Source organism: Streptomyces sp. NPDC028314, from assembly GCF_055565795.1.
On record NZ_JBVHTP010000001.1, the window covers coordinates 807001 to 833780 of the forward strand.

Consider the following 26780-nt stretch of genomic DNA (forward strand, 5'->3'; position numbering starts at 1 on the left):
CCATGGTCCGCGAACTCACCCATTTCATCGGCGGCAAGCACACCACCGGGGCGTCCGGCCTCTTCGCCGACGTGTACGACCCCAACACCGGCGCGGTCCAGGCACGCGTCCCGCTCGCCGGGCGCGCCGACACCGAGGCCGCCATCGCGAACGCCGAGGAGGCGCAGGCCGACTGGGGGCAGTGGAACCCGCAGCGCCGCGCCCGCGTCATGCTGCGCTTCCTCCAGCTGGTCGAGGGCGAACGGGACTCCCTCGCACGGCTGTTGTCGGCCGAGCACGGCAAGACCGTCGCCGACGCGCACGGCGACTTGCAACGCGGCCTGGAGGTGGTCGAGTTCGCCGCCGGGATCCCGCACCTGCTGAAGGGGGAGTTCACCGACAACGCGGGCACCGGGATCGACGTGCACTCCCTGCGCGCGCCGCTGGGCGTGGTCGCCGGGATCACCCCCTTCAACTTCCCCGCGATGATCCCCCTGTGGCAGGCCGCACCCGCCCTGGCGTGCGGCAACTCCTTCATCCTGAAGCCCTCGGAGCGGGACCCGTCCGTACCGCTGCGCCTGGCGGAGCTCTTCCTGGAGGCCGGTCTGCCGCCCGGTGTGCTGAACGTGGTCAACGGCGGCAAGGAAGCCGTGGACACCCTCCTCGAAGACCCCCGCGTGCAGGCCCTCGGATTCGTCGGATCGACCCCGATCGCCGCGCACATCTACGCCACCGCCGCCGCCCACGGCAAGCGCGCCCAGTGCTTCGGCGGCGCCAAGAACCACATGATCGTGATGCCCGACGCCGACCTGGACCAGGCCGTGGAGGCCCTGATCGGCGCCGGCTACGGCTCCGCCGGCGAACGCTGCATGGCCATCGCCGTCGCCGTCCCCGTCGGCGAGGAGACCGCGAACGCCCTGGTGGCCAGGTTGAAGGAACGCATCGCCACCCTGCGCGTCGGCCGCTCCGACGACCCCGAGGCCGACTTCGGGCCGCTGGTCAGCCGTGACGCGCTCGACCGGGTCGACCGCTACGTCGGCATCGGCGCCACCGAGGGCGCCGAACTCGTCGTCGACGGGCGGGGATTCACCCTGCCCGGCCACGAGAACGGCTACTTCGCCGGAGCCACCCTCTTCGACCGCGTCACCCCCGGCATGAGGATCTACCGCGAGGAGATCTTCGGCCCGGTGCTGAGCGTCGTACGGGCCGCGGACTACGAGGAGGCGCTGCGCCTGCCCACGGAGCACCCGTACGGCAACGGCGTCGCGATCTTCACCCGCGACGGCGACACCGCCCGCGACTTCACCCGCCGGGTGGGCGCCGGCATGGTGGGCGTCAACGTCCCGATCCCCGTCCCGGTGGCCTACCACACCTTCGGCGGCTGGAAGCGCTCCGGCTTCGGGGACCTGAACCAGCACGGTCCCGACTCCATCCGCTTCTACACCCGCACCAAGACCGTCACCTCGCGCTGGCCCTCCGGGGCCAAGGAGGGCGCGAGCTTCACCATCCCGACGATGGGATGAGCGCCGTGGCCACCCTCACCGAGGACCAGCTCGCCCTCGCCGAGGTCACCCTCGACTTCGCCCAGGAGCACCTCGCGCCGCACGCCGTCGCCTGGGACCGGGACAAGCACTTCCCCGTCGACGTCATCCGCAGGGCCGCGGTCCTGGGCCTCGGCGGCGTGTACGTACGGGAGGAGCACGGCGGTTCGGGGCTCGGCCGCGGCGACGGGGTCCTCGTCTTCGAGACCCTCGCGACCGGCTGCCCGTCCATCGCCGGATACCTCTCCATCCACAACATGGTCGCCTGGATGATCGACCGCTACGGAGACCGCGCACAGCGCGAGCGCTGGCTGCCCGGCCTCTGCACGGCCGACACCCTGGGCAGCTACTGCCTCACCGAACCCGGCGCCGGCTCCGACGCGGGCGCCCTGCGCACCCGCGCCGAGCGGGACGGCGACCACTACGTGCTGACCGGCGTCAAGCAGTTCATCTCCGGCGCCGGAGCCGCCGGGGTCTACGTCGTCATGGCCCGCACCGGGGAGGCCGGGCCCGGCGGGATCTCCGCCTTCGTCGTCGAACGGGAGGACCCCGGGGTCTCCTTCGGCCCGAACGAGCACAAGATGGGCTGGAACGCGCAGCCCACCCGCCAGGTCGTCCTCGACGGGGTGCGCGTGGCCGCCGACCGGCTGCTCGGAGCCGAGGGCGAGGGCTTCCGCATCGCCATGAACGGCCTCAACGGCGGCCGGCTCGGCATCGCCGCCTGCTCGCTCGGCGGTGCGCAGAGCGCCCTGGACCGCAGCCTGGCGTACCTCGCCGACCGCGAGGCCTTCGGCGGGCGGCTCCTGGACGCACAGGCGCTCCAGTTCCGTCTCGCGGACATGGCCACCGAACTGGCCGCCGCCCGCGCCCTGCTCCGGCAGGCCGCCCAGGCCCTCGACTCCGGCGATCCGCTGGCCCCTCGGCTGTGCGCGATGGCCAAGCGGTTCGCCACCGACACGGGCTACACGGTCGCCGACCGGGCCCTCCAGCTCCACGGGGGCTACGGCTACCTCGGCGAGTACGGCATCGAGAAGATCGTCCGCGACCTGCGCGTCCACCAGATCCTCGAAGGCACCAACGAGGTCATGCGCGTCATCGTCGCCCGCGGACTCACGGAGACCCTGCGATGAACAACGAATCCCCCCAAGACGACCACGTCCTGCTGCGTACCGAGGGCCACGCCGCGTACATCACCCTCAACCGCCCCGAGGCCCTCAACGCCCTCAGCCACCCCATGGTGCTCCGCATCGACGCGGCACTCGCCGCCTGGCAGCACGACCCGGCCGTCGAGACCGTCGTCATCCAGGGCGCCGGTGAACGCGGCCTGTGCGCCGGAGGCGACATCCGCGCCATCTACGACGATGCCAGGGCCGGGAACACCGCCTCGGCGGACTTCTGGCACGACGAGTACCGGCTCAACGCCCGTATCGCCCGCTACCCCAAGCCGTACGTCGCCCTCATGGACGGCATCGTCATGGGCGGCGGTGTGGGGATCTCGGCCCACGGGACCGTACGGATCGTCACCGAACGCTCCCGCGTCGCCATGCCCGAGACCGGCATCGGCTTCGTCCCCGACGTCGGCGGCACCTACCTGCTGGCCCTCGCGCCGGGCGGGCTCGGCACCCATCTGGCCCTCACCGGTACGGCGGTCGGGGCGGCCGACGCGCTCCTGTGCGGGCTCGCGGACCACTTCGTCCCCGCGGCCGAGCTCCCCGCGCTGGCCGCCGACCTCGCGCGGACCTCCGTACACGAGGCGCTCGGCAGCCGGGTCCGGACGCCGCCGGCCGGTGAACTGGCCGCCGCGCGCGGGTGGATCGACCACTGCTACGCGGCCGACAGCGTCGAGGGGATCGTCCGACGGCTCCTCGCCGACGGCCTTCCGGCTGCGAAGGAGGCGGCGGCCGCGCTGACCGCGAAATCACCGACGGCCCTCAAGGTCACCCTGGCCGCATTGCGCCGGGCCCGCGAACTGGGCCCGCTGGAAAGGGTCCTGGAGCAGGAGTTCCGGGTCTCCTGCGCGGCCCTGTCCTCCCCCGACCTGGTGGAGGGCATCCGCGCCCAGGTGATCGACAAGGACCGCAGCCCGCACTGGAGTCCGCCCACCCTCGCGGAGGTCGAACCGGCCGGTGTGGAGCGGTTCTTCGCCCCGCTCGGCGAGCGCGAACTGCGGCTGGCGGCGAACGATTCGACTCAGGAGGTGCCCTGGTGAGCAGTACCGTGGCGTTCGTCGGACTGGGCCACATGGGTGGCCCGATGGCGGCCAACCTGGTGAGGGCCGGGCACCGCGTCCTCGGCTTCGACCTGGTGCCGGAGCTCCTGGCCGCCGCCGCGGCGACGGGGGTGGAGCCGGCCTCCTCGGCCGGCGCGGCGGCCGCCGAGGCCGACGTGGTGATCACCATGCTGCCGGCGGGCAGGCACGTCCTCGCCCTGTACCGGGAGGACGGGCTGCTGGCCGCCGCGCGACCCGGAACCCTGTTCGTCGACTGCTCCACCATCGACGTGGCCGACGCCCGGGCCGCGCACGAGGCCGCCGGGGCGGCCGGTCACCGCTCGCTGGACGCGCCCGTCTCGGGCGGGGTGGTGGGCGCGCAGGCCGCGAGCCTCACCTTCATGGCGGGCGGCGGCGCCCCCGAGTTCGCGGCGGCCGAGCCGCTGCTCGCCGCGATGGGCAGGAAGGCCGTGCACTGCGGGGCGGCGGGTGCCGGGCAGGCCGCGAAGATCTGCAACAACATGATCCTCGCCGTCTCGATGATCGGGGTCAGCGAGGCCTTCGTCCTCGCCGAGAGCCTCGGCCTGGACCACCAGGCCCTCTACGACGTGGCCTCCACCGCCTCCGGGCAGTGCTGGGCGCTCACCGTCAACTGCCCCGTACCCGGACCGGTCCCGGCCAGCCCCGCCAACCGGGAGTACCGGCCCGGCTTCGCCGCGCCCCTGATGGCCAAGGACCTCACCCTGGCCGCGAACGCCCTGCGGGCGGGCGGGGTCGACGCGCCGCTCGGTCTCAAGGCATCCGAGATGTACGCCGCATTCGCCGAGGGCGAGGGCGCCGCCCTGGACTTCTCGGCGATCGTCCGCACCCTCCGACCGCAGAACGGAACACCCGCATGACCTACGAGACCATCCTGCTGGAACGCAAGGGCCGGGTGGCCGTGATCACCCTCAACCGGCCGGAAGCCCTCAACGCCCTCAACCTCCAGGTCATGACCGAGGTGGTGGCCGCGGCGGAGGAACTGGACCGGGACCCGGACGTGGGCTGCATCGTCCTGACCGGCTCCGCGAAGGCCTTCGCGGCGGGCGCGGACATCAAGGAGATGCGGCCGCGGAGCTACATGGACATGTACCTCTCCGACTGGTTCACCGCCTGGGACCGCCTCGGCCAGGTCCGTACGCCCACGGTCGCGGCAGTCTCCGGCTACGCGCTGGGCGGCGGCTGCGAGCTGGCGATGCTCTGCGACATCCTGCTCGCCGCCGACACCGCGAAGTTCGGACAGCCCGAGATCAAACTCGGCGTCATCCCCGGCATCGGCGGCTCGCAGCGGCTCACCCGCGCCGTCGGCAAGGCCAAGGCGATGGATCTCTGTCTGACCGGCCGCACCATGGGGGCCGAGGAGGCCGAACGCGCCGGGCTCGTCTCCCGGATCGTCCCGGCCGACGAACTGGCGGCCGAGGCGCTGTCCGTGGCCGAGGCCGTGGCCGGGATGTCGAAGCCGGTCGCGATGATGGCCAAGGAGGCTGTGAACCGGGCCTTCGAGACGACCCTCACCGAGGGCGTCCGCTTCGAACGGCGGCTGTTCCACGCGGTGTTCGCCACGGCCGACCAGAAGGAGGGCATGTCCGCCTTCGTGGACAAGCGCCCGCCGCACTTCACCCACGGCTGAGCCTCCGGGGGCGCCCGGGCGGGCGCACCCGAAGTCCGGTGTCCGGGTCGGCCGGTGAGCGGCCGACCCGGACACCGGCGGGCTCAGGAGAGGTCGAACCGGTCGAGGTTCATGACCTTGTTCCAGGCGGCCGCGAAATCGCGGACGAACTTCTCCTTCGCGTCCTCGCAGGCGTAGACTTCCGAGATGGCCCGGAGCGCGGCGTGCGAACCGAAGACGAGGTCGACGGCGGTGGCGGTCCCCTTGGGCTCGCCCGTGACGCGGTCCCGGCCTTCGAACTCGCCCTCGGTCGAGACGGACGGCTTCCACTCCGTACCCATGTCGAGGAGGGTGACGAAGAAGTCGTTCGTCAACGTCCCCGGCCGGTCGGTGAAGACACCGTTGCGGGACTTCCCGGAGTTGGCGTTCAGCGCCCGCATGCCGCCGATCAGGACCGTCATCTCCGGGGCCGTCAGCGTCAACATGCCGGCGCGGTCCAGCAGCAGGGTCTCCGGCGCCAGCTTCTCCCCGGCCTGGACGTAGTTGCGGAAGCCGTCCGCGGTCGGTTCGAGCACGGCGAACGAGTCCACGTCGGTCTGCTCCTGCGAGGCGTCCGTGCGTCCCGGCGCGAAGGGGACGGTGACGGCGTGCCCGGCATTCTTCGCCGCCTGCTCGACGGCGGCGCACCCGCCCAGGACGATCAGGTCGGCGAGCGAGACCTTCGTACCGCCCGACTGGGAGGCGTTGAAGTCCTGCTGGATCTGCTCCAGGGTCCGCAGCACCCCGGCCAGTTCGGCCGGGTCGTTGACCGCCCAGTCCCTTTGCGGCGCGAGCCGGATCCGCGCCCCGTTGGCGCCGCCCCGCTTGTCGGTGCCGCGGAAGCTCGCCGCCGACGCCCAAGCGGTGGAGACCAGCTGGGGGATCGACAGCCCGGAGGCGAGGATCCGCTCCTTGAGGGCGGCGATGTCCGCGTCCCCGACCAGCTCGTGATCGACCGCGGGGACGGGGTCCTGCCACAGCTGGGGCTCGGGGATCCAGGGGCCGAGGTAGCGCGAGAGGGGTCCCATGTCGCGGTGCAGCAGCTTGTACCACGCCTTGGCGAACGCGTCCGCGAGCTCGTCCGGGTTCTCGTGGAAGCGCTTCGCGATCGGCCCGTAGATCGGATCCAGCCTCAGCGCGAGGTCGGTCGTCAGCATCATCGGGGCGTGCCTCTTCGACGGATCATGGGCATCGGGCACCGTGCCCTGGGCCGCGGGATCCTTGGGAGTCCACTGCTTCGCGCCGGCGGGGCTCGTCGTCAGCTCCCAGTCGTAGGCGAACAGGTTGTCCAGGTAGCCGTTGTCCCACTTCGTCGGCTCGCTCGTCCAGGCGCCCTCCAGGCCGCTGGTGAGCGTGTCCGCGCCCTTGCCGGTGCCGAAGGTGTTCTTCCATCCGATGCCCTGCGCCTCCACGGGGCAGGCCTCGGGTTCCGGACCGATGTACTGGGGATCGACCGCGCCGTGGCACTTGCCGAAGGTGTGGCCGCCGATGATGAGCGCGGCCGTCTCCTCGTCGTTCATCGCCATGCGCGCGAACGTCTCGCGGATGTCCCTGGCGGCGGCCAACGGGTCCGGGTTGCCGTTGGGCCCCTCCGGATTCACGTAGATCAGGCCCATCTGCACGGCACCGAACGGACCGGTGAGCTCTCGGTCGCCGCTGTAGCGCTCGTCACCGAGCCAGGTGTCCTCGGGCCCCCAGAAGATCTCCTCGGGTTCCCAGATGTCCTGCCGCCCGAAGCCGAACCCGAACGTCTTGAACCCCATCGATTCCATGGCGCAGTTGCCGGCGAAGACCAGCAGGTCCGCCCAGGAGATCTTCCGTCCGTACTTCTGCTTGACCGGCCAGAGCAGCCGGCGGGCCTTGTCGAGGCTGGCGTTGTCCGGCCAGCTGTTGAGGGGGGCGAACCGCTGGGCGCCGGAGCCGCCTCCGCCCCGGCCGTCGGCGATGCGGTACGTGCCCGCGGCGTGCCAGCTCATCCGGATGAAGAGCGGCCCGTAGTGACCGTAGTCGGCAGGCCACCAGTCCTGCGACGCCGTCATGACCTCGAAGACGTCCCGCTTCAGCGCGTCGAGGTCGAGGGTCCCCAGCTCCTGCGCGTAGTCGAAGTCCTCGCCCATCGGGTTGGACCGGGGCGAGGGCTGGTGCAGGACCTGGAGGTCCAGCTGATTCGGCCACCAGTCCCGGTTCGTCCTGGGCCGAGTCGGCGCGGGGGTCGGGGAAGGGATTACCGGGTTCTCGCTTTCGCTGCCGGACACGTCGGCCCTTCTTCCTGTCTCAGTGTTCCTTTTGCTGGCTGCTTGCTCGTGACGACTGGTGTCGAGCGCTGTGACCCGCGCCACGGCGCCCGCCGCCGTCCACATGGTCGTGCACCGCGCACCGCACGGTCACGAGAACACGCAGGGCAACCGCGACAGCATTCGCGCGGGAAGTCGTTTTCGTGTCCTGGCGCGAGAAGCGGAAAATATGTGCGGGCCCGGCACGCGCCGGGACCGCGGCCGGTCACCGAAGGGGAACGGGGACGCGCGTGCGGCCCTCAGCTCTTCTTGCCGGCCTCGGCCGCCTTGGCGGCGATGTCCTCCAGGACGGCCTTCGGGTCGCCGGACGGTTCCACGGCGCGGCCGATGTTGCGCTTGATGGTGTCACTGACCGTCACCCAGGACGGGTCGTTCACCGGGTAGAGACGGGCGGTCCGCAGCGCACCGAGGAAGTCCAGATCGGTCTGCCCGAGGCCTCCGCCGGCCGGGGTGCGCGCGGCGGAAGCGGTGGACGGCAGCAGGTGGTAGCGGCCGACGAAGTCCGACAGGTTCTTGTCCTGGTAGACGAATTCCAGGAACGTGCCGATCTCCTCCCGCTTGCCGTTCTTCTTGAACGCCATCATCCAGTCGGCCACGCCCACGGTCGGCGGGCTCTCCGCGGAGCGGAGCGAGTCCGCGACCGGCATGGCGACGGTGCCGACGCCCATGCCCTTCGCGGCCGCCTCGTGGGCGAGCGAGGGGTAGCCGTTGAGCATGCCGACCTCGCCGCGCAGGAAGGCCGCGAAGGCGTCGGCGCGGTTGAGCTGGGACGGCGGGGTGGGCCCGACCAGGCCCGGGGCGACCATGTTGTCCTTGACCCACTGCCAGGTCCGGATGTTCTGGTCGGAGTCCAGGCTGTAGTTGCCGCTGTTGTCGGCGTAGCCGCCGCCGTTGCTGAGCTCCCAGATCAAGGCCTCGGCGTGCGCCTCCTCCGGGCCCAGGGGCATGGCGTACGGGAACTTCACGCCCTTGTCCTTGAGCGCCTTGGCGGCGGACTTGAGCTGGGACCAGGTCTTGGGCGGCTCGGTGATCCCGGCCTTGGCGAAGAGCGCCTCGTTGTAGAACAGGAGACGGCTGCTCGCGACGAAAGGCAGGCCGTAGAGGCGGCTGTTGACGGTCCCCGCCTCTGCGAGGGGCTGCAGGAAGTTCGCCTCGGCGCCGACCGAGAGGATCTCTTCCGCCGAATAGAGCATTCCCTGGGCCGCGAAGTCCGAGTACGAGCCCATGAGCGCCATGTCCGGCGCATGGCCCGCCTTGACCATGCGGGAGACCTCGCGGTCGATGTCGGCCCACGGCAGGAGCTGGACCTGGACCTTGATACCGGGGTGGGCGGCGGTGAAGGCGCCGGTCAGCTTGTCCCAGTAGGCCTTGGAACTGGTGGCCGGGGTGTCGCCGTACTCGGCGGCCACCAGGTGGAGCGTGCCGCTGCCGTCCGCGCCGTCATCCCAGGCACCGCAGGCGGACAGTGGTATCAGCAGGCCGAACACGGCCGCGGTGGCGGCCGTGCCGAATGTCCTTCGTCGCACGGGTGTCTTCCCCTGATCTCGCTCGAATCCCGCTACTGCTCATGGCACATCGGGCCGGGAAGTACCCGGCGGTCCGGTGGCCCGGTGGCCGGAATTCTCGCCTGATGTTGGAGTGGTTGATTCCACTCCCGGCGCATGTGTGGTGGATGACCCAACCGGTGCTCTGCCTGCTGGTGCTTTCCCACATGCGCTCCACGAGGGCGACGCGCGTAGACGGGGGTGGTGCGGTCAGCGGGCGGCCTGCCCGGGGTCTCCTCGAACCAGCGCGCCTTGTAGGCGAGCCCCTTCAGATCCAGTGCCCCAGCCGACTCCTGCCCGGCGCGGGTGAAGAGGCGGACCTTCTCACGCATCGTGGAGTCGCGGTCCTTGCCGCAGGACAGCGGCTCGGCCTCGTCGTCCCGGTACGCGTAACCCACCAGACGCCCGTGGACCTTCCCCGACGTCTCGGGCCATACGTCGGCTCCCGCCGCCCACAGCGTGCGCTCGGCTCGTCCCAGACCAGCGCGTGGTGTCGTGGTCTCCCTGGGGGCTTGCGCCGTGCACGTTCCACACCCGTCCGGCGCACAGAAGGATCACCCGGAGCTTGACCGTTCCCGCAATGGACATGACCACCCGCTCAGCCCAGCAGTCTGCCCGGCGCGCCGCTGCGCCGGTCAACGGAGTTCCTCTCAGAGGCAGTTGCGGGAACCTTTCAGCGGCAGGGCGGCAGCCCGGGGCGGGGTCGTGGTCCGTGATCGCGCACGCCACGACGGAGCCCCGGCCGTCGGGCCGGACGCCGTTCGATGAGCGCGTTCCGGAACGACACCGCGATGAGCCCTCCTCGCCGCTCTGGCCGTCGGGCCGCGGACACGTGAGAATGCCGCCATGACCGACATCCCGGCGGCACCGGAAGAACAGGGCGGCGCGCCCTCCGTCCGCGTCGAGCGTGACGGGCCCGTGACGACCGTGGTGTTGTCGCGGCCCGCCGCGCGGAACGCGGTGGACGGGCCGACGGCCAGGCAACTGGCCGATGCATTCAGGGAGTTCGAGGCGGACGACGACGCCTCGGTCGCGGTGCTGTGGGGCGAGGGCGGTACGTTCTGCGCGGGCGCCGACCTCAAGGCCGTCGGCACCGAACGCGGAAACCGCGTGGAGCCCGACGGCGACGGCCCGATGGGGCCGACCCGGTTGCGCCTGACCAAGCCGGTCATCGCGGCCGTCACCGGCCATGCCGTGGCCGGCGGACTCGAACTGGCCCTGTGGTGCGACCTGCGCGTGGTCGAGGAGGACGCGGTCCTCGGGGTGTTCTGCCGCCGGTGGGGGGTGCCGCTGATCGACGGCGGCACGGTCCGGCTGCCCCGGCTGATCGGCGAGAGCCGCGCCATGGACCTGATCCTGACCGGCCGGCCCGTTCCGGCCGCCGAGGCGTACGCGATCGGGCTCGCGAACCGTCTCGTACCGCCGGGGCGGGCCCGGCACGCGGCGGAGGAACTCGCGCGGGAGATCGCGGCGTTCCCGCAGCTGTGCCTGCGCCACGACCGGCTGTCCGTACGGGAGCAGCACGGGCTGGCGGAGCCCGAGGCGCTGGCCGCCGAGTTGCGGCACGGCATGGTGCCGCTGTCGGCCGGCGAGACCCTCTCGGGTGCCGCGCGCTTCGCGTCCGGGGCGGGACGGCACGGTTCCTTCCACGGCTGAGCCGTCCCCGGCCCGTCCAGGGGGCAGGTCCCGCCAAGCCGGGAGAAGTGGAAGACGGTCGCCCTGATCCGCCCCTCGGCGCGTACACCGGTCCCCCACAGCGGCCGCTGCCGCGGGCGCTCTGACGGCCGGTGCGATCCGAGGCCGGGTGCGGGGCCCGGCGTACGGGGCCCCGCACCCGGAACGGGATCAGGCGCCCCAGCGCAGGGCGATCGTGTCACCCACGTTGATGACCTTCTCGCGCAGCGCACCGGCGAAGGCCGAGCCGTCGACGCTGACCTTCCAGGTGTTCGAGCCGCTGTTGGCCTTGCCGTTGACGGTGGTGATCGTCCCGGTGCCGGAGGACGGGGTCACGCCGGTGACGCAGCCCGACGGGGTGGCGGCGCCGGTCGCGGCGGCCAGTACGTCACCGAGGGTGGTGGTCGTACCGGTCGGGGTGAAGGCCACCGAGCACACCTTGAGGTTGCCCGCGCCGTCGTCGACGCTCAGCGCCAGCTTCGTGGCGGTGCCGGCGGTGAAGGCGGACTGGGCGACCCACTGCGGGGCCCCGGCGGTGACCGGGACCGGCGGGGCCGTGGTGAAGCCGCCGCCGGCGACGGCGCGCAGGGCGTCGATGGAGGAGTAGGCGGACGGGCTGGTGTCGGAGGGCTTGTACTTGAAGCCGCCCGCCGGGTTGTACTGGTTGGCGATCAGGAAGTCGACGGGGGTCTTGCCGAGTCCGGTGAGGAAGTCACCGGACTGCGGGTTGAAGCCGCAGGCGTTGAGGCCGGCGACGCCCCAGCCGTTGGAGCTGGTGTTGACCCCGTAGAGGGAGTTGAAGGCACCGCTGTTGGCGACCAGCGTGCTCTTGAGGAAGTTCTTGGCCTGGACGACGTCCGCGTCGGTGTTGGGGACTCCGGAGGCGCAGAGGGCGGCCATGGCGGCGCCGGTCATGTCGACGTCGCCCGCGGAGTTCAGGACGGTGGGGTTGCCCTCGGCCTTCTGGTAGGTCCAGCCGCCGTCCACGTGCTGGTTGGCGCGGATACGGGTGACCATCGAGTCGGTCAGGGCCTGGGGGATGCGGCTGCCGCCGGCCTGGGTCTTGGCTCCGCCCAGCGAAAGGGCCGCGAAAACGGTGCCGTTGAAGTTCCCGGACGGGCCGAAGTAGCCCGCCTCGGCCGTCTGCCAGTAGGAGTAGATGTTCGCCACGAGGTTGCGCGAGGCCGAGACGCGGGCCGGGTCGATGCCGGCCGCGTACGCGTTGAGGGTGCCGCGCTCGTAGTCCGTGACCACCGGGGAGGCCTGCGGCCAGCCCGCCGTCGACAACAGGTTGCGGTAGACGGTGCGGGCGTTCTTCGTCGTGTCGCCGCCGGGCACCACGTCGACGACGGCCGTACCGGCCGCGGCGAAGGCGCTGAACGCCCACTCGTTGGACAGCCCGGAGCCGGCGTACGAACCGTCCGCCGCCTGGAGCGACTTGAGGTAGGCGACACCGTTCGTCTTGGACGTGGCGATCTGCGCGGGGCTGGAGGTCGCGAAGGCGGGCAGCGCGGTGAGGGCGAAGGCGCCCAGCACGGCGGGCACCGCGAGCGCGAGGCGGCGGGAGGTACGGGGACGGGACATGGCCTGCTCCTGGAATCGGCGGACGCCAGCCGCTCCCCGCGCCGGGCAGCCGTGCGCGAGCACGGCCGGGCATGCCGGGGGGCCGCCGTCCGGAACGCGTGGTACGGCTTCCTGTACTGCATCGCCGTATGGGCATTCGGGCTCGGAGACGGCCCCCGCCGTCCCACACCGCTGCGCGTCAGCTCCGGCTTCGCACCGGATTCCCCCATGTGGCAGCGCAGGACGCTACCCGAGTGATCAAGGGTCCGCCAGCGTCCCGGCGAACCCTCGGGCGGGGACGGGCCGATGAGATGCACGCCACCTTGACGCCCTCACGGGATCCGTGTTGCACTCCGGCTGATAAGTACTCAGCACCAGGGGAAGCCGGTCGAAGTCCGGCGCTGACCCGCAACCGTAGGCCCGGAGCGATCCGGGCGAGTCGGAATGCCTGGCGCAGTGTCATGAAACGAAGAACGCCGTCGCGGACTACGGCGTGGTCGTCCCGCCTCCCCACGGCACCGCCGTGCGGGGGCTCCTCGCCACGTTTCCGGTCCCGTACGGCAGAGACGAGGGCCGCGGTGGGGACCGAACAACAGGCGAAACGGCAGTCGGGGACGAGACGGCGGTTCTTCTCCCTCGTGACCGCGTCCTTCCTGACGCTCGGTGCGGGCGTGGCCTTCCTCACGGTTCCCTCGTCCGCCAATGCCGATCCGATCGAGCAGTGCACGGCCACCACCGGCGCCATCGTCGCCGTGGACTTCGGCCCCTTCGGCGGCAAGGTCGAGCGCGGCTGCGACACCACCCCGACGACCGGCTACGAGCTGCTGCACACGGGCGGCTTCACCACCACCGGCACCGTCCACGACGGTGACGGGTTCATCTGCCGCATAGGCAACGGCTCCTTCAACACCGGTACGCAGTACCCCACTCCGGACAAGGAGGACTGCGTGCTCACCCCGCAGGCCACCGCGTACTGGTCGTACTGGATCGCATCCCCCGGTCAGAAGAACTGGACCTACAGCCCGCTCGGCGCCATGGCGCGCACCCCGAAGCCCGGCGACGTGGACGCCTGGGTCTACGGCGGCACCGACATCGGCGGCACCTCGGGCAAGCCCGCCTTCTCCCCCGACGACGTGCGCGCCGGGGGCAGTGCCCCCTCGCCGGACCCGACCGGACCGACGGGACCCCCGACGGTGCCTCCGGGCGCGGTCGACGTTCCCGCCGCCACCCGCTGGCTCGCCGGACAGCTGACGGACGGGGAGCGCGTCGTCGACGAGGGTGCCACGACCCCGAACCACCTGTTCACGACGGAGGTCGTCTACGCCCTGGCCGGCGCCGATCCCAAGAGCCCGGCCGCCCGGAAGGCCGCCGACTTCCTCGCCACGCCCGCGCAGACGGACGCGTACGCCTACCCGGCCGGCAAGGACGGGATCCCCGACGCCACCGCCGCCGCGCGCCTCGCGCTCGTCGCCGAGGCCACCGGGAAGGATCCCCGCGCCTTCGGCGGCCACGACCTGCTCGGGGACCTCGTCACGTACGTGTGTCCCAGGGACATCGGCGACGGCGAGACGGTCGAAGGCTGCCTCACCAAGGGCGACTTCCGCACCACCGGCCAGTCCGACGCCCAGGCCATGGCCGTCATCGCCCTGCTCAACGGCGGTGTGACGCCCCCCGCCGACGCCGTTCACCGGCTGACCGGCCTCCAGTGCGAGGACGGCGGCTTCACCGGCATCCTCATCCGCTCCGGCGGGTGGTGCGACAGCGACGCCGCCTCCACCGGACTGATCACCCTGGCCCTCAAGCGAGCCGGCGGCCACGACGCGGTGGTCGAGAAGGCCCGGGCCTACCTCAAGAAGTCCCAGCTCCCGACGGGCGCCTGGCCCTCCGCCTCGTACCTGACGACCGGCAGCGCGAACTCCACCGGCTGGGCGGCGCAGGCCCTGCGCGCCCTGGGCGATGCGGGTCACGCGGACGCGGGTGTCTCCTGGCTCTCCAAGCAGCAGCTTCCGCAGGGTGGCTTCGGCTTCGAGGAGGGCGACACCGACCCGCGGCTGTTCGCCACCACCCCGGTCGTGATCGCGGGCGCCGAGAGCGACCTGGTCGCGCTGACCACCAGGCAGCCCGACCCGACGACCCCGCCGACCACACCTCCGACCACTCCGCCCACCACTCCCCCGACCACTCCGCCCACGACCCCGCCGACCACGCCGCCGACGACGACGCCCACGACCCCACCCACCACGCCTCCGACCACTCCGCCGGGTGAAGGGCCCGACGTGAAGAAGGGCTCGGCGTACCTCTCGGACCCCAGTCGGCTGATCCAGGGCCGCTTCTACGAGAGCAGCCCGGGCACCGGCTTCGCGGACTACGGCATGACCATCGACGGCGCCTACGCGCTGGCGGCCACCGGCGAGAACAACGCCACCCTGCGCAACATCGTCGACTTCCTCGACAAAGGCGGCAAGGACGGCAAGGGCCGCGGCATCCACGACTGGACCCTGATCGGCACCAAGTACGCCGGCGGCGGCTCCATCGGCAAGGCGGCCCTCCTCGCGGAAGCCGTGGGCCGCGACCCGCGCGCCTTCGGCGGGCAGGACCTGATCGGCGCGCTCGCCAAGGCGGTCTGCCCCGCCTCGTCTCCGGCCCCGGTCCGCTGCGCGGCCAAGGGCAACTACACCAACGCCACCTCCGTCTTCTCGCAGTCCCTGGGTGTCATCGCCCAGGTTCGCGCGGGCGAGACGGCCGCCGCGGCAGAGCCGATCGCCTACCTCAAGAACCTCCAGGACCCCTCGGGTGCCTGGCCGAGCCTGATCGGCGAGGCGAGCCAGGCCGAGGTCGACTCCACCGCGATGGCCGCCATGGCCCTCGACCTGCTCCCCGACGCCGCCTCGCAGACGGCCGTGGACAAGGCGGTCGCCTGGCTGGCGACGCAGCAGAAGGACGACGGCGGCTTTCCCGGCGCCTCCGGCAACTCCGTCAACTCGGCGGCCCTCGCCGTGCAGGGCCTGTCCCTGGAAGGTACGAAGTACGCGGACCACATCGCCAAGGCCCGTAAGTTCCTGGCCTCGCAGCAGAACGGCGACGGCGGCTTCAACATCGCCAAGGGCTCCCAGCCCGGATCCGACGTCCGCGCCTCCGCGCAGGCCGTGGGCGGCGCCACCGGCATCTCCTTCGGCACCCTCGCCCGCAGCCTCGAAGGCACCACCCCGGAACCCGTCCCCAGCACCTCCGGAGGCACCACGGGCGGCACGACCGGCGGCGGCACCACCGGCGGCACGACCGGCGGCACCACGGGCGGGACGACGGGCGGGACGACCGGCGGGACATCCGGCGGCACGAGCGGCGGCACCACGGGCGGCACCACCGGCTCCTCGTCCGGCACTTCCTCCGGCTCCTCCTCCGCTCCCGTGATCGTGACCCCGGGCGAGGAGACGGGCGGGACGGGCTCGGCCGGCGGGACGAACACCTCGGGCGGAACAGGCCCCTCGGGCGGAACCAACACCTCCGGCGGAACGGGTACGTCCGGCGAAACGGGCAGCGGCTCAGGTTCGGGCTCAGGCAAAGGCTCAGGCTCAGGCTCAGGCTCAGGCTCAGGCGGCAACCTCGCCTCCACCGGCGCCCAGGTCGGCGGTCTCGCCGCCGCGTCAGTGCTCCTGGTCCTCGGCGGCTGGGGCGTCACCCGCGCCGCGAAGCGCCGCCGCGAGACCACCGGAGGCAGCGCATGAGCGGCAACCCCGTGCTCCGCGCCCTGGCCCGTACGGCCGCCGCGCTCGGGCTGACGGTGGCGGCCCTCGCCGCCACCGCCGGCCCGGCCGGGGCCGCCCCGCAGCCCATGGGACAGTGCACCACCTCCTCCGGAGCCGTCCTCGCCGTGGACTTCAGCCACTGGGGCGGCCCCGTCTACCGCTCCTGCGGCACCACGCCCACCACCGGCTACGAACTCCTCAACCAGGGCGGCTGGGCCACCACCGGCACCGGCCACGACGGCCCCGCCTTCATCTGCCGCATCGGCTACAGCGGCTACCAGGGCGGCAAGCAGTTCCCGACCCCGCAGCAGGACGACTGCGTCCTGACGCCGCCCGCCTCGGCCTACTGGTCGTACTGGCACGCCGACCCGGGCCAGAACACCTGGGAGTACAGCCAGCTCGGGGCGATGCTCTACAAGCCGAAGCCCGGCAGCGTCGATCTGTGGATCTTCGGCAGCACGAACATCGAGGGCACCGAGGGCCGGCCCACCGTCACCCCCGACCAGCTGCGCGCCAAGAACGCCCAGCCGATGGGCGGCAACCAGCCGCTCCCCAAGGACACCCGCACCGCGGCGCCCCTGCCGCCGAACGTCAACACGGGCCCCAAGCCGGAGAACCCGCCACCGGCCGACCCCGCGCCTCCCGCCCCCGCGACGACACAGCCGCCGAGCGCCCCGGCTTCGCAGGGCCCCCCGGCAGGCCCCTCCGAGAGCGCCTCGCCGACTCCTTCCGCGACTCCGACGACCGCGACGACCCCGACGACCCCGACGACCAGCGCTCCCGCGGCAGCCGCGCCCGCCCCCGGCCCCAAGGTGGTCGAGGCCGCGCCCGCCGCGGACGCCGCCCATGACGCGGGCTCGTACCTGCCCGCCGTCGCCACCGGAGCGCTGGTGCTGCTGATCGGCGCCGCCGCCGTGTTCGCGGCCAAGCGCCGCCGCCGTACGGAGTAGCCGCGTGTCACGTACCGCCACGGCCGCGGCCAAGCCGCCCGCGTCCGGCCTCGCGCCGGACGCGGGCGGCCGCCGTCTGCCCCGCACCCTGCACCCGGTCGCCTGGTGGGTCTGGGCCCTCGCCCTCGCCACCGCCGTCAGCCGCACCAACAACCCGCTGCTGCTGTTCCTCGTCCTCGCCGTCCTCGGCTACGTGATCACCATGCGACGTACCGAAGCGCCCTGGGCGCGCGGCTTCAAGTACTACCTGTACCTGGCGCTGACCGTGGTCGCGATCCGGGTGCTCTTCCGGGCGGTCTTCGCCACCGGCATCACCCCCCGCGACCACTTCCTCTTCTCCCTCCCCCACATCCCCACCCCCGACTGGTACGCGGGCATCCAACTCGGCGGCCCCGTCTCGCTGGAGGCACTGCTCTCGGCCGCCACCGACGGGCTCCGCCTGGCCTGCATGCTCTGCTGCATCGGCGCCGCCAACACCCTCGCCAACCCCAAGCGGGCGCTGCGCGTCCTGCCCGGCGCCCTCTACGAACTCGGCGTCGCCGTCACCGTGTCCATCAGCGTCGCCCCGCAGCTCGTGCAGAGCGTGCAGCGCGTGCACCGGGCCCGGCGCCTGCGGGCCGGTCGCGCCAAGGGCCTGCGGGCGCTGCGCGGGATCATCGTGCCCGTGCTGGAGGACGCGCTGGAGCGCTCGTTGCGGCTGGCCGCGGCGATGGACTCGCGCGGCTACGGCCGCGCCGGCACCGCCACCCGCCGCTCCCGCCGTCTGACCGGCGCCCTGATGCTGCTCGGGATGTGCGGCCTGTGCGCCGGGGCCTACGGTCTCCTCGACGCCACCGCGCCGAAGCTGCTGGGCCTGCCCGCCATGGGTGCGGGCGCCCTGCTGTGCTTCGCGGGCCTGCGCCTCGGCGGCCGCCGCATCACCCGGACCAGCTACCGGCCCGACCCCTGGCGCCTGGCCGAATGGGCCGTGGCCGGCTGCGGGGTCCTCTCCGCCGTCCTGCTGTTCACCAACGTCGGCTTCAACGCCGCCGAGCTCAACCCCTCGATCTATCCGCTCAGCTGGCCCACCCTGCCGTTCGTCCCGGCCGCCGCGATCCTCCTCGCGGGGACCGCCGGATTCCTGGCCCCGCCACCGACCGCCCCCGCCCGCCCGGCCGTCCCCGCACAGCGCACCGAGGAATCCAAGTGATCATCTTCGACCAGGTCACCGTCCAGTACGAGGACACGGCCGAACCGGTCCTGCGGGACGTGGACCTGACCGTCGAGGAGGGCGAACTCTGCCTGGTCGTCGGCCACACCGGCGTCGGCAAGTCCACGCTCCTCGGCGCCGTCAACGGTCTGGTCCCGCACTTCACCGGCGGCACCCTCCACGGCCGCGTCCTGGTCGACGGCCGGGACACGGCGGCGCATCCCCCTCGTGAACTCGCCGACGTCGTGGGCGTGGTGGGCCAGGACCCGCTCGACGGCTTCGTCACCGACACCGTCGAGGAGGAACTCGCCTACGCGATGGAACAGTTGGCTGTCCCCCCGGCCACCATGCGCAAGCGCGTCGAGGAGACCCTCGACCTCCTCGGCCTCGCCGACCTGCGCCATCGCGCGCTGCACGAGCTCTCCGGCGGCCAGCAGCAGCGCGTGGCCATCGGCTCCGTCCTCACCGCCCACCCGCGGATCCTCGTCCTCGACGAACCCACGTCCGCCCTGGACCCGACCGCCGCCGAAGAGGTACTGGCCGCCGTCACCCGCCTCGTCCACGACCTCGGCGTCACCGTGCTGCTCGCCGAACACCGTCTGGAGCGCGTGGTCCAGTACGCCGACCGCGTCATCCACCTCCCGGGCGACGGCCGCGTCGTGTCCGGACCGCCCCACGAGATCTTCCGTACGTCGTCCATCGCCCCGCCCGTCGTCGAACTGGGCCGTACGGCGGGCTGGTCCCCGCTCCCGCTCTCGATCCGAGACGCCCGGCGCGCGGCCGCGCCGCTGCGCACCCGCCTGGCCGACACCGCGGCGCCGCCGGTGCGGCCCGCTGCGGCGGCGGACCGTACGGAACTCCTCACGGCGCGCGGCATCACCGTCACCTACCACGGCGTACCGGCCGTACGCGAGGTCGACCTGAGCCTGCGCGGCGGGGAGGTCACCGCGCTCATGGGCCGCAACGGGTCCGGCAAGTCCTCCCTGCTGTGGGCCCTCCAGGGGTCCGGGCCCCGCAAGGCCGGCTCCGTGGCCGTCGCGGCGCCCGGCGGCGCGAAGCCGCAGGATCCGCGGAAGCTCTCCGCCGCGCAGGCCCGGCAACTGGTCGGGCTGGTTCCCCAGACCCCGACCGACCTCCTCTACCTGGAGAGCGTCAAGCAGGAACTCGACCAGGCCGACGCCGAGTCCGAGGTCGCCGAGGACGGGATCCGGGCCCGCGCCGTCCTGGACCGGCTGGCGCCGGGCATCCCCGACACCACGCACCCCCGCGACCTGTCCGAGGGCCAGAAACTCGCCCTCGTCCTCGCGATCCAGCTGACCGCCGCCCCCCGGGTGCTGCTGCTGGACGAGCCCACCCGCGGCCTGGACTACCGCGCCAAGAACGAACTGATCCGCATCGTGGACGATCTCGCCGCGGAGGGCCGGGCCGTCGTGATCTCCACCCACGACGTCGAGTTCGTCGCCCGGGCCGCCGACCGCGTGCTGGTCATGGCCGAGGGGGACGTCGTCGCCGACGGCCCCACCACCGAGGTCATCGTCGCCTCCCCCGTCTTCGCCCCGCAGACCGCGAAGATCCTGGCCCCGCTGCCCTTCCTCACCGTGGACCAGCTGGCCGCCGTACTCCCCGCCGACGGAACGGACCCGCAGTCGTGAGCACGTACACCGCGGCCATCCGCATCCGCGCCCGGGCCGGGATCGTCATTGGCATGGCCGCGTTCCTCGGCATCGTCGCGTTCTTCTGGCCGTTCCTCGTCGCCCCGGGCAAGTTCGGCTCGAACTACGCCCCGCCGCTGATCTTCGGTGTCCTGCTGGTGATCGTGCTGTGCGTGGTGATCTCGGAGATCGCCGAGGGCGGCATCAACTCCAAGGCCCTGGCCATGCTCGGGGTGCTGTCCGCCGTCAACGCCGCCATCCGCCCGCTGGGCGCCGGCACCGCCGGGATCGAGACGGTCTTCTTCATCCTCGTGCTGGCCGGACGGGTCTTCGGGCCGGGCTTCGGCTTCACCCTGGGCTGCACCTCGCTCTTCGCTTCCGCCCTCATCACGGGCGGCGTCGGGCCGTGGATGCCGTACCAGATGTTCGGCTGCGCCTTCGTGGGCATGCTCGCCGGGTTCCTCCCCAAGGCCGCCGGCCGCCGGGAGGTGGCCATGCTCGCCGTCTACGGATCGGTCTCCGGCTACCTCTTCGGCTTCCTCCTCAACCTCTCGTTCTGGCCGTTCTCCCTCGACCCGAACAGCTCCATCGCCTACCTCCCCGGCCTCCCCTTCACCGAGCAGTTCCACCGCTACCTCGCCTTCGACCTCGCCACCTCCCTCGGCTGGGACACCGGCCGCGCCGTCACCAACCTGGTCTGCATCTGCCTGGCCGGCCCGGCCGTCCTCACGGTCTTCCGCCGCGCCGCCCGCAGGGCCCGCTTCCAGGCCCCGATCCGCTTCGCACCCGGCACGCTCCCGGCCGGGCAGGCCCCTGCGAAGCAACCGGCGCCCTGACGCGCGACCGGGCCGCACGCAGCGCAACGGCGCTGACGGGGACGATGGCGATCATCAGGGCACCGCAGCCGACGAGGACGGCGGGGGCGCCGGTCCGGTCGAGGAGGAATCCACCGAACGCCGCTCCGAGGGGGGAGCCCGTCAGGAGTACGGCGCTGCGAGCGGCCAGGACCGTGGTGAGCGAGCCGGCGGGCGCGCGGCTCTGGATCAGGGTGATGGACAGCGCGGAGTAGGGGCCGTAGATGAGTCCGGCGAAAGCGAAGCCGATCAGGGAGGGGAGGGGGGTGTGCGTGAGGGCGAACGGGAGCATGCCGATGCCGTGGCCCGCGATGATGCCGAGCATGGCCGGCCACAGCGGCAGCCGTCCGGCCGCGCTCAGCGCGAGGGCGCCGACGACGGCGCCGATGCCGAAGGCGGCCCAGTAGGCGCCGAGCAGCCCCGGGCCGGCGTGGAGGTCGTCGGTGACGAACAGGGGCAGGGCGACTTCGACGGGGCCGAAGGCGAAGTTGAACACCCAGGTCACGACGAGCAGGCCGAGGAGTTCCGGCTGGCGGAGCAGAATGCTCAGCCCTCGCTGTGCGCCGCCGGTCACCGGCACCGGCTCCGGGCCCGGTTCCGGGGAGGGGGGCAGGGCGGTGCGGCCCACCTGGACGGCGAGCACGGCGAACGTGGCTGCGTCCAAGCCGATGATCCATGCCGGGGACACCACTCCCACGAGAAGGCCCGCGAGAGCAGGGCCCGCGATGGTCGCGCTCCACAGGCTGGTGCTGAGCACACTGTTGGCCGTCAGACGCTGGCCGTCCGTGAGCAGGGGGACGAACAGCGCGTGCTTGCCGGCCTTGCCCCAGGCGTGCAGCAGCGAGGAGGCGCCCAGGAGCCCGACGTACAGGGGTGGTGTGAGCAGCCCGGCCACGTGCGCGAGCGGGACCGCCCCCAGCAGCACGGCTCGTAGCGCGGAGTCGGTGACCAGGAGCCGCCGTGCGGGAAGCCGCCGCATCCACCGTCCCAGGACCAGCGCGCCCAGCGCACCGGGAAGGACGTAGGCGGCGACGGCGATGCCGGCCAGCGCGCCCTGGCCGCCGTCGGGCCCCAGCGCGAGCGCCAGCCACGCGACGGCGACGACGCTCATGCCGTCGCCCAGGTCGGACAGCGCGAAGACCGGTAAGAGCCGCCGAAACGTCCGGTCGGCGAACAGCGAGCGGTAGGGGCCGGGCACCAGGCGTCCCGGAGCAACTGAGAACATGCGGGTCACAGTCGTCCTTCAAGCACGCTTGAAGTCAAGGCCGGACAAGGAAGAGGGCTGGCATGCGGTACCTGCCCATCGGTGAACTCGCGGACAAGGCCCGCGTGCGCGCTTCGGCACTGCGCTACTGGGAGGAGCGCGGTCTCCTGCCCGGCGCTCGCCGCGAAGGCGGACGCCGGGTGTGGCCCGCGACCGCCGTCCGCCGGGTCGCCCTGATCAAGATGGCCCAGCGAGCCGGTTTCACCCTCGCCGAGATCACGCAGCTGCTGGCCGGCAGCGCCACACCGTCCGCCACCCGCCAGTGGCGGGACATGGCCACGCGCAAGCTGCCCGAGCTCGACGAGCACATTGCACGCACCCAGGCGCTGCGGAAGGCGGTCGCGGACTGTCTGGAGTGCGGCTGCATGAACTTCGACCAGTGCGTACTGCTCGACACCACGGACGCGGCGCCGTGACCGCGGGCGCGCCCGTCGGCAGCGCTCAGGCGGCCGTCCCTCCGGGTTCGAGAACGGCTTCGACGTCGACCACGACATCGACCAGCGCACTGACGACCACTCCACCCCGGTCAACGACGTCGTTCCAACTCACCCCGAAGTCATGGCGGTTGAGTCGCGTCGTGGCGGTGAAACCGGCACGCCGTCTGGGCCCGAGGTTCTGCCCCTCCTCCCACCAGGGGGTGTCCCACTGCCCCAGGCAGGTGACGTCGAAGGTGACGGGGCGCGTCACGCCGCGCACGGTCAGATCTCCGGTGACCTCGAACTCGGTTCCGCTCACCTGGTGAACGCGCGACCCGACGAAGGTCCACGTCGGGTGGTGCTCGACGTCGAAGAAGTCGGCACTGCGCAGGTGGGCGTCCCGCTGGGGCTGGCCGGTGTACACCTGGGTCGCGTCCACCGTCGCCTCGACGCGCGCCCCCTCCGGCTCGTCGGGATCGACCTCAAGCCGGCCGCGCACGTTCTTGAGCTGCCCGCGCACGTGGGTGACCATCATGTGCCTGGCGCGGAACTCCGCCGCGGTATGACCGGGCTCGAAGAACCATGTGGTCATGCCCATCTGCGCTCCTGACCTGCCCCGTCAGGCGCCCGCCGACGGGCTCTCGGTGCGTCACCGGCATTCGTTCACGCCGTCGACGATCAGGGAGACGCCGATACCCAGCAGCCAGACGTCCTTGGCCAGCGCGATTCCCTGCTCGGTCGGGCGCAGGCTGCCTTCCTGCCGCATCCCCGGCGTACGCAGGTAGAGCCCGAGGGTGCCGACGGAGAACGCGGTCAGCGCGGCCCCGGCGGCCGCGGCGGGGACGACCGGCACGAGCAGTGAGGCGGCGATGGCGAGCTCCCCGAAGGAGAGCAGCCGTACGAATTTCTGCGCGTCCTGCTTGCCCAGGAACGGGTAGGTCATGGCGGCGAACTGGTGGAGACCCTCGGCCGTGGCCTCGTCCGCACCGCGTTTCGAGAGCGCGGAGCTCAGGAAGAACGTACCCGCCGTCAGCCTCAGCGGAAGTTGCCGCGCTGCGGAATGCCATACCGAACCGGATGCCATGCGGAGCCTCCCAACATCGACCCCACCTACCACCCTGCCATCCCTTCGGGGCATGTCAAACGGGGGCCGGTCCAGTCGGGGTCGCCCCCCGGAGACGGCGGCTGGGGGAAGACCCCCCGGAGCCTCTGGACGCGTCCGCTGTTGCGGAACATGAGCACTCCGCCGGCCACAGCTCGGAGATCTCCCCTCCGTGTCGGCGGAAGCGTCGTGGTCGAGACCGTCCAGGCCGGGCGTCTCCCGCTTGGCGCGCAGGCGCGTCCGGGAGGAGTTGCGTACGTCGGCCCGCAACCACGCCTCCACGGCCGCGCCGTCCCGGACGTCTCCGATGCGCCGCAACAGCAGGCGCGGTCCGCGATGACCGACGACCAGGTGCGCCGGACATGGCCCAGCCCGACGAGCTGACCCACCCGGCCCCCAGCGCCACCGGCCCGGCCCGGCCCGGCCACGGCGCGGGTACCCGTGTGGAGGCGCTCAGTGGCGGTAGGCGGCGGTCGCGATCTGGACGAACGAGCGGATCAGCGGGTTCGTGTCGCCCTCGTTCCATACCGCCACCGCGCGGCTCGGCGGCATGTCGGTCAACGGCACCACGGTGAGCCCCTGCGCCGGCTCGTGGTCCAGGAGGGTCATGCCGACCGTGCCGTTCCAGAGAACGGCTTGCCGGCATTCCACGACGGCGCGCACCACCGGACCCTCACGAAGTTCTCCGCCGTTCCAGTACGACTGCCAGACGGGGTCGGTGCCCTCCGGGAAGACGAACCAGCGGCGGTCGGCCAGGTCGGACAAGGTGAGGTCGTCGCGGCGGGCCAGCGGATCGTCGGCGCGCAGCAGCGCTCCCACCGGGTCGGCGCGCAGCGCGTGCACGACGAGGCCGGTGTCGTCGAACGGCCCGCGGGTCAGGGCGACGTCGACGAGTCCGGCGCGCAGCCCGCAGGTGGGATCGGTCAGGTCGGTCTCGCGGATGCGGACCTCGACGCGCGGGTGACGCCGGCGGTATGCGCCGGCGAGCCGGGTGATGCCCTGGTCTGAGCTGTCGCCCAGGATGCCGACGGTGACGGCCGCGGCGCCGGCCGCCGCGGCCACGCGTTCGCGTACCCGGTCGGCCTGGTCGAGCAGGGCGCCCGCCTCGTCGAGCAGCACCGCCCCCACCGGAGTGAGCGCGACACCGGCGGACGACCGGTCGAACAGCGCGGCACCGACCTCGGTCTCCAGCCGCTTGATCGCCCGGCTCAGGGGCGGCTGACTCATGTGCAGCCGGACGGCGGCCCGGCCGAAGTGGAGTTCCTCGGCGACCGCCACGAAGTAGCGCAGCGTGCGTAGCTCCATGGCGCAACGATACCCGTGCGGTATCGAGGTCACAGAAAGGGTCTTGGACACGCGCAGCCCCGCGGCAGTGGAATCGACGCGTGACCGACGAACCGAAGGTCACCTGCAACCGGCTACCGCCAACCGGTAACCGGTAACCACGGATGGGGAATCGTGAACCTCGCATTTTGGATCGTCGGTGGCCTGCTCGCTCTCTTCTACCTCTACGGCGGCGGGGTGAAGGTCGTCCGGAGCCGTGAGCAGCTCCGACCGATGATGGCCTGGGTGGACAGCACGCCGATGCCGGTCGTCAGAGCCATCGGGACGGTCGAAGTGCTCGGCGCGATCGGGCTGGTCCTCCCGCCGCTGACCGGCATCACGCCCTGGCTGGCCCTGGCCGCGGCCGTCGGGTTCGTGGTCCTGCAGATCGGCGCGACCGGGGTTCACCTGAGTCGGGGAGACCGCCGGATCGCCCTCAACGTCACGCTCCTTGCCGCCGCGTCCGTGGCCACCTGGCTGGCGACGACATGGCTGTGACGTCAGCAGGGCGAAAATTTGCGGTCCGGACCAGCACCACACGCGCCTCGTACCCGTCTCAATGAGGCGGGCACCGGTGGGCGGTGCCGCCGGGCACGGGCTGTCAGGCCGGAACAAGCCGGAACAAGGGGGAAGGGAAGCCGTCATGGCGTCCGCGGGAGAGAGACTGAGCACCGCGCGGGTTCGGGCCTTCATCGGCCGGGACGAGCACATCGCGCGGTTCGGAGAGGCTTTGGCCGGCGACCCGCAGGCGCCGTTCGCGTTCTACGTGTGCGGGCCTGCGCATGGCGGCGGAGACCGAGGGGGCGGCCCCCGCGGACTGGTCCGCTGCCGGGCGCAGCGCCAGCCGCGGGCCTTCAGCGTCTGCCGCCTCGTCAGCAAGGGCCGCTTCGTGGCGTTCACGGCCCGACTGGCGCTGCCCGCTCACCAGGTCGGCGACGCCCGCATGCCCGGCGAAGCGGTGTTCGTCCCCGCGGCCGGGGCCGCCAACGAGGACGACGGCTACCTCCTGACCGCCTTGGACCGCCCCAAGGCCTGACACGGCCTGCCGGCCCGCGAGACCTTCGCGGGCCGGCACCGCCGCAGCGCCTCGGTCACACCGGGCACAGGGCTGACGGCAGTCAGCCCGCAGCCTGACGAAACGTCAGGAGATAACGCCAGAACAGCAGTCTGCGCATCGTGAACCCGGGCAACAGCTCGGCCGCCTCCGACCGGATCTCCTCGTACGACATGACGGGCTGCAACACCGGGGCCTGGACATGAGACAGACCGTCATCACGCGGCTCCGGAGACCGGCGTACGCGTTCGCGTGCGGCCACCAGCAACCGGGCGAGCGCATTGGCCGGAACTGCCGCCAGGCTCCAGGCCCAGTCCAGCCGCGACCGTTCCGGATAGCAGCCCAGAACGACCAGGACTCCGCCCGGAGCCAGAGCCTCGCGCAGCCTGCCCACCGTTCCGAAGGGCATGTGGTGAAGGCTCGCCAGGCAGGCGATGAAATCGTAGTGCCCGTGAGGCAATTCCATCTCGGTCACATCCGCGGCCTGAAATCGGGGCTGCTTTGCCCCGCCGCGGCCCCTCATCGCATCGGCTCGCGCCACATCGATCACTTCCGGGGAGGGGTCGACGGCATCCACGTCCATGCCCGATGCCGCCAGCCGACGAGCGAATCGGCCCGTACCGCAACCCACGTCCAAAGCGGTATGGCAATTCTTCGGAACCTGCCGCATCAGCAAGCGATGGTAGTGGTCATTGTGATCGAAGGACATAACCCAATACTGTCATACCGGTGGGAGTTC

22 protein-coding genes and 2 riboswitches are annotated in these 26780 nt (G+C 72.2%); of the genes, 14 read left to right on the forward strand and 8 right to left on the reverse strand.

Annotated features, from left to right (window positions below; all coding sequences use genetic code 11):
• Positions 1-2: 2 nt before the first annotated feature.
• From ACZ4TG_RS03645 to ACZ4TG_RS03665, 5 genes are read left to right on the forward strand one after another with little or no spacing between them, the layout of a single operon-like run.
• Positions 3-1502: a CoA-acylating methylmalonate-semialdehyde dehydrogenase gene (locus ACZ4TG_RS03645; RefSeq protein WP_468159669.1), complete on the forward strand. Its 1500-nt coding sequence runs from the start codon at positions 3-5 to the stop codon at positions 1500-1502.
• Positions 1499-2650: an acyl-CoA dehydrogenase family protein gene (locus ACZ4TG_RS03650; protein WP_468159670.1), complete on the forward strand. Its 1152-nt coding sequence runs from the start codon at positions 1499-1501 to the stop codon at positions 2648-2650. The genes ACZ4TG_RS03645 and ACZ4TG_RS03650 overlap by 4 nt, the downstream gene beginning before the upstream one ends.
• Positions 2647-3729: an enoyl-CoA hydratase/isomerase family protein gene (locus ACZ4TG_RS03655; protein WP_468159671.1), complete on the forward strand. Its 1083-nt coding sequence runs from the start codon at positions 2647-2649 to the stop codon at positions 3727-3729. The genes ACZ4TG_RS03650 and ACZ4TG_RS03655 overlap by 4 nt, the downstream gene beginning before the upstream one ends.
• Positions 3726-4628, forward strand: coding sequence for a 3-hydroxyisobutyrate dehydrogenase (mmsB, locus tag ACZ4TG_RS03660; RefSeq protein ID WP_468159672.1), 903 nt, complete (start codon positions 3726-3728; stop codon positions 4626-4628). Before ACZ4TG_RS03655 ends, mmsB begins: the two co-directional genes overlap by 4 nt.
• Complete coding sequence (locus ACZ4TG_RS03665) at positions 4625-5398, forward strand: enoyl-CoA hydratase (protein WP_468159673.1); 774 nt, start codon at positions 4625-4627, stop codon at positions 5396-5398. Before mmsB ends, ACZ4TG_RS03665 begins: the two co-directional genes overlap by 4 nt.
• A gap of 83 nt (positions 5399-5481) precedes the next feature.
• Here ACZ4TG_RS03665 and katG read toward each other — a convergent pair whose 3' ends face one another.
• Positions 5482-7671, reverse strand: a complete 2190-nt coding sequence (gene katG / locus ACZ4TG_RS03670; RefSeq protein WP_468159674.1) for a catalase/peroxidase HPI — start codon at positions 7669-7671, stop codon at positions 5482-5484.
• A 278-nt stretch (positions 7672-7949) separates the two neighbouring features.
• On the reverse strand, positions 7950-9236 hold the full coding sequence (locus tag ACZ4TG_RS03675; protein ID WP_468159675.1) for an extracellular solute-binding protein: 1287 nt from the start codon (positions 9234-9236) through the stop codon (positions 7950-7952).
• An 864-nt stretch (positions 9237-10100) separates the two neighbouring features.
• Between ACZ4TG_RS03675 and ACZ4TG_RS03680 the strand changes: the two genes are divergently transcribed.
• Positions 10101-10910: a crotonase/enoyl-CoA hydratase family protein gene (locus tag ACZ4TG_RS03680; RefSeq protein ID WP_468159676.1), complete on the forward strand. Its 810-nt coding sequence runs from the start codon at positions 10101-10103 to the stop codon at positions 10908-10910.
• 189 nt (positions 10911-11099) lie between these two features.
• On the opposite strand, the gene ACZ4TG_RS03685 is transcribed toward ACZ4TG_RS03680, so the two are convergent.
• Entirely contained in the window at positions 11100-12512 is a 1413-nt protein-coding gene (locus ACZ4TG_RS03685; RefSeq protein WP_468159677.1) for a prenyltransferase/squalene oxidase repeat-containing protein, read from the reverse strand.
• A 113-nt stretch (positions 12513-12625) separates the two neighbouring features.
• A riboswitch (cobalamin riboswitch) is annotated at positions 12626-12754 on the reverse strand.
• Between the two features lie 74 nt (positions 12755-12828).
• A riboswitch (cobalamin riboswitch) is annotated at positions 12829-12961 on the forward strand.
• A gap of 108 nt (positions 12962-13069) precedes the next feature.
• On the opposite strand from ACZ4TG_RS03685, the gene ACZ4TG_RS03690 reads away from it, so the two are divergent.
• The 5 genes from ACZ4TG_RS03690 to ACZ4TG_RS03710 are packed head-to-tail and all read left to right on the forward strand — an operon-like array spanning position 13070 to position 20864.
• Positions 13070-16216: a prenyltransferase/squalene oxidase repeat-containing protein gene (locus tag ACZ4TG_RS03690; RefSeq protein WP_468159678.1), complete on the forward strand. Its 3147-nt coding sequence runs from the start codon at positions 13070-13072 to the stop codon at positions 16214-16216.
• Positions 16213-17187 (forward strand): hypothetical protein, encoded by a 975-nt coding sequence (locus ACZ4TG_RS03695; RefSeq protein WP_468159679.1) that lies wholly within the window; start codon positions 16213-16215, stop codon positions 17185-17187. The genes ACZ4TG_RS03690 and ACZ4TG_RS03695 overlap by 4 nt, the downstream gene beginning before the upstream one ends.
• A 4-nt stretch (positions 17188-17191) precedes the next feature.
• Positions 17192-18376, forward strand: coding sequence for an energy-coupling factor transporter transmembrane component T (locus tag ACZ4TG_RS03700; protein ID WP_468159680.1), 1185 nt, complete (start codon positions 17192-17194; stop codon positions 18374-18376).
• Positions 18373-20028 carry an ABC transporter ATP-binding protein gene (locus tag ACZ4TG_RS03705; protein WP_468159681.1) on the forward strand — a complete coding sequence of 552 codons (1656 nt, stop codon included), beginning with the start codon at positions 18373-18375 and terminating at the stop codon, positions 20026-20028. Before ACZ4TG_RS03700 ends, ACZ4TG_RS03705 begins: the two co-directional genes overlap by 4 nt.
• Positions 20025-20864, forward strand: a complete 840-nt coding sequence (locus ACZ4TG_RS03710) for an ECF transporter S component family protein (protein WP_468159682.1) — start codon at positions 20025-20027, stop codon at positions 20862-20864. The genes ACZ4TG_RS03705 and ACZ4TG_RS03710 overlap by 4 nt, the downstream gene beginning before the upstream one ends.
• Here the strand turns inward: ACZ4TG_RS03710 and ACZ4TG_RS03715 are convergent.
• Positions 20755-22107, reverse strand: coding sequence for an MFS transporter (locus ACZ4TG_RS03715; RefSeq protein ID WP_468159683.1), 1353 nt, complete (start codon positions 22105-22107; stop codon positions 20755-20757). The genes ACZ4TG_RS03710 and ACZ4TG_RS03715 overlap by 110 nt on opposite strands.
• A 62-nt stretch (positions 22108-22169) precedes the next feature.
• Between ACZ4TG_RS03715 and ACZ4TG_RS03720 the strand changes: the two genes are divergently transcribed.
• Positions 22170-22562 carry a MerR family transcriptional regulator gene (locus ACZ4TG_RS03720; RefSeq protein WP_468159684.1) on the forward strand — a complete coding sequence of 131 codons (393 nt, stop codon included), beginning with the start codon at positions 22170-22172 and terminating at the stop codon, positions 22560-22562.
• Positions 22563-22587: 25 nt separating this feature from the next.
• On the opposite strand, the gene ACZ4TG_RS03725 is transcribed toward ACZ4TG_RS03720, so the two are convergent.
• The 3 genes from ACZ4TG_RS03725 to ACZ4TG_RS03735 all read right to left on the reverse strand — a co-directional run bounded on the left by ACZ4TG_RS03725 (position 22588) and on the right by ACZ4TG_RS03735 (position 24969).
• A complete protein-coding gene (locus ACZ4TG_RS03725; protein ID WP_468159685.1) occupies positions 22588-23160 on the reverse strand; it encodes a YceI family protein in 573 nt (190 codons plus the stop codon).
• A 51-nt stretch (positions 23161-23211) separates the two neighbouring features.
• Positions 23212-23646 carry a hypothetical protein gene (locus ACZ4TG_RS03730; protein WP_468159686.1) on the reverse strand — a complete coding sequence of 145 codons (435 nt, stop codon included), beginning with the start codon at positions 23644-23646 and terminating at the stop codon, positions 23212-23214.
• Between the two features lie 471 nt (positions 23647-24117).
• The gene (locus ACZ4TG_RS03735) at positions 24118-24969 is read right to left on the reverse strand and encodes a LysR family transcriptional regulator (protein WP_468159687.1); all 852 of its coding nucleotides are present in this window, start codon (positions 24967-24969) and stop codon (positions 24118-24120) included.
• Positions 24970-25122: 153 nt separating this feature from the next.
• Here ACZ4TG_RS03735 and ACZ4TG_RS03740 point away from each other — a divergent pair, with 153 nt between their 5' ends.
• Together ACZ4TG_RS03740 and ACZ4TG_RS03745 are read left to right on the forward strand one after the other, a co-directional pair.
• Entirely contained in the window at positions 25123-25485 is a 363-nt protein-coding gene (locus tag ACZ4TG_RS03740) for a DoxX family protein (protein ID WP_468159688.1), read from the forward strand.
• Between the two features lie 145 nt (positions 25486-25630).
• Positions 25631-26023 (forward strand): carotenoid oxygenase family protein, encoded by a 393-nt coding sequence (locus tag ACZ4TG_RS03745; protein WP_468159689.1) that lies wholly within the window; start codon positions 25631-25633, stop codon positions 26021-26023.
• Between the two features lie 82 nt (positions 26024-26105).
• Here ACZ4TG_RS03745 and ACZ4TG_RS03750 read toward each other — a convergent pair whose 3' ends face one another.
• Positions 26106-26750, reverse strand: coding sequence for a class I SAM-dependent methyltransferase (locus ACZ4TG_RS03750; RefSeq protein ID WP_468159690.1), 645 nt, complete (start codon positions 26748-26750; stop codon positions 26106-26108).
• Between the last annotated feature and the right edge of the window lie 30 nt (positions 26751-26780).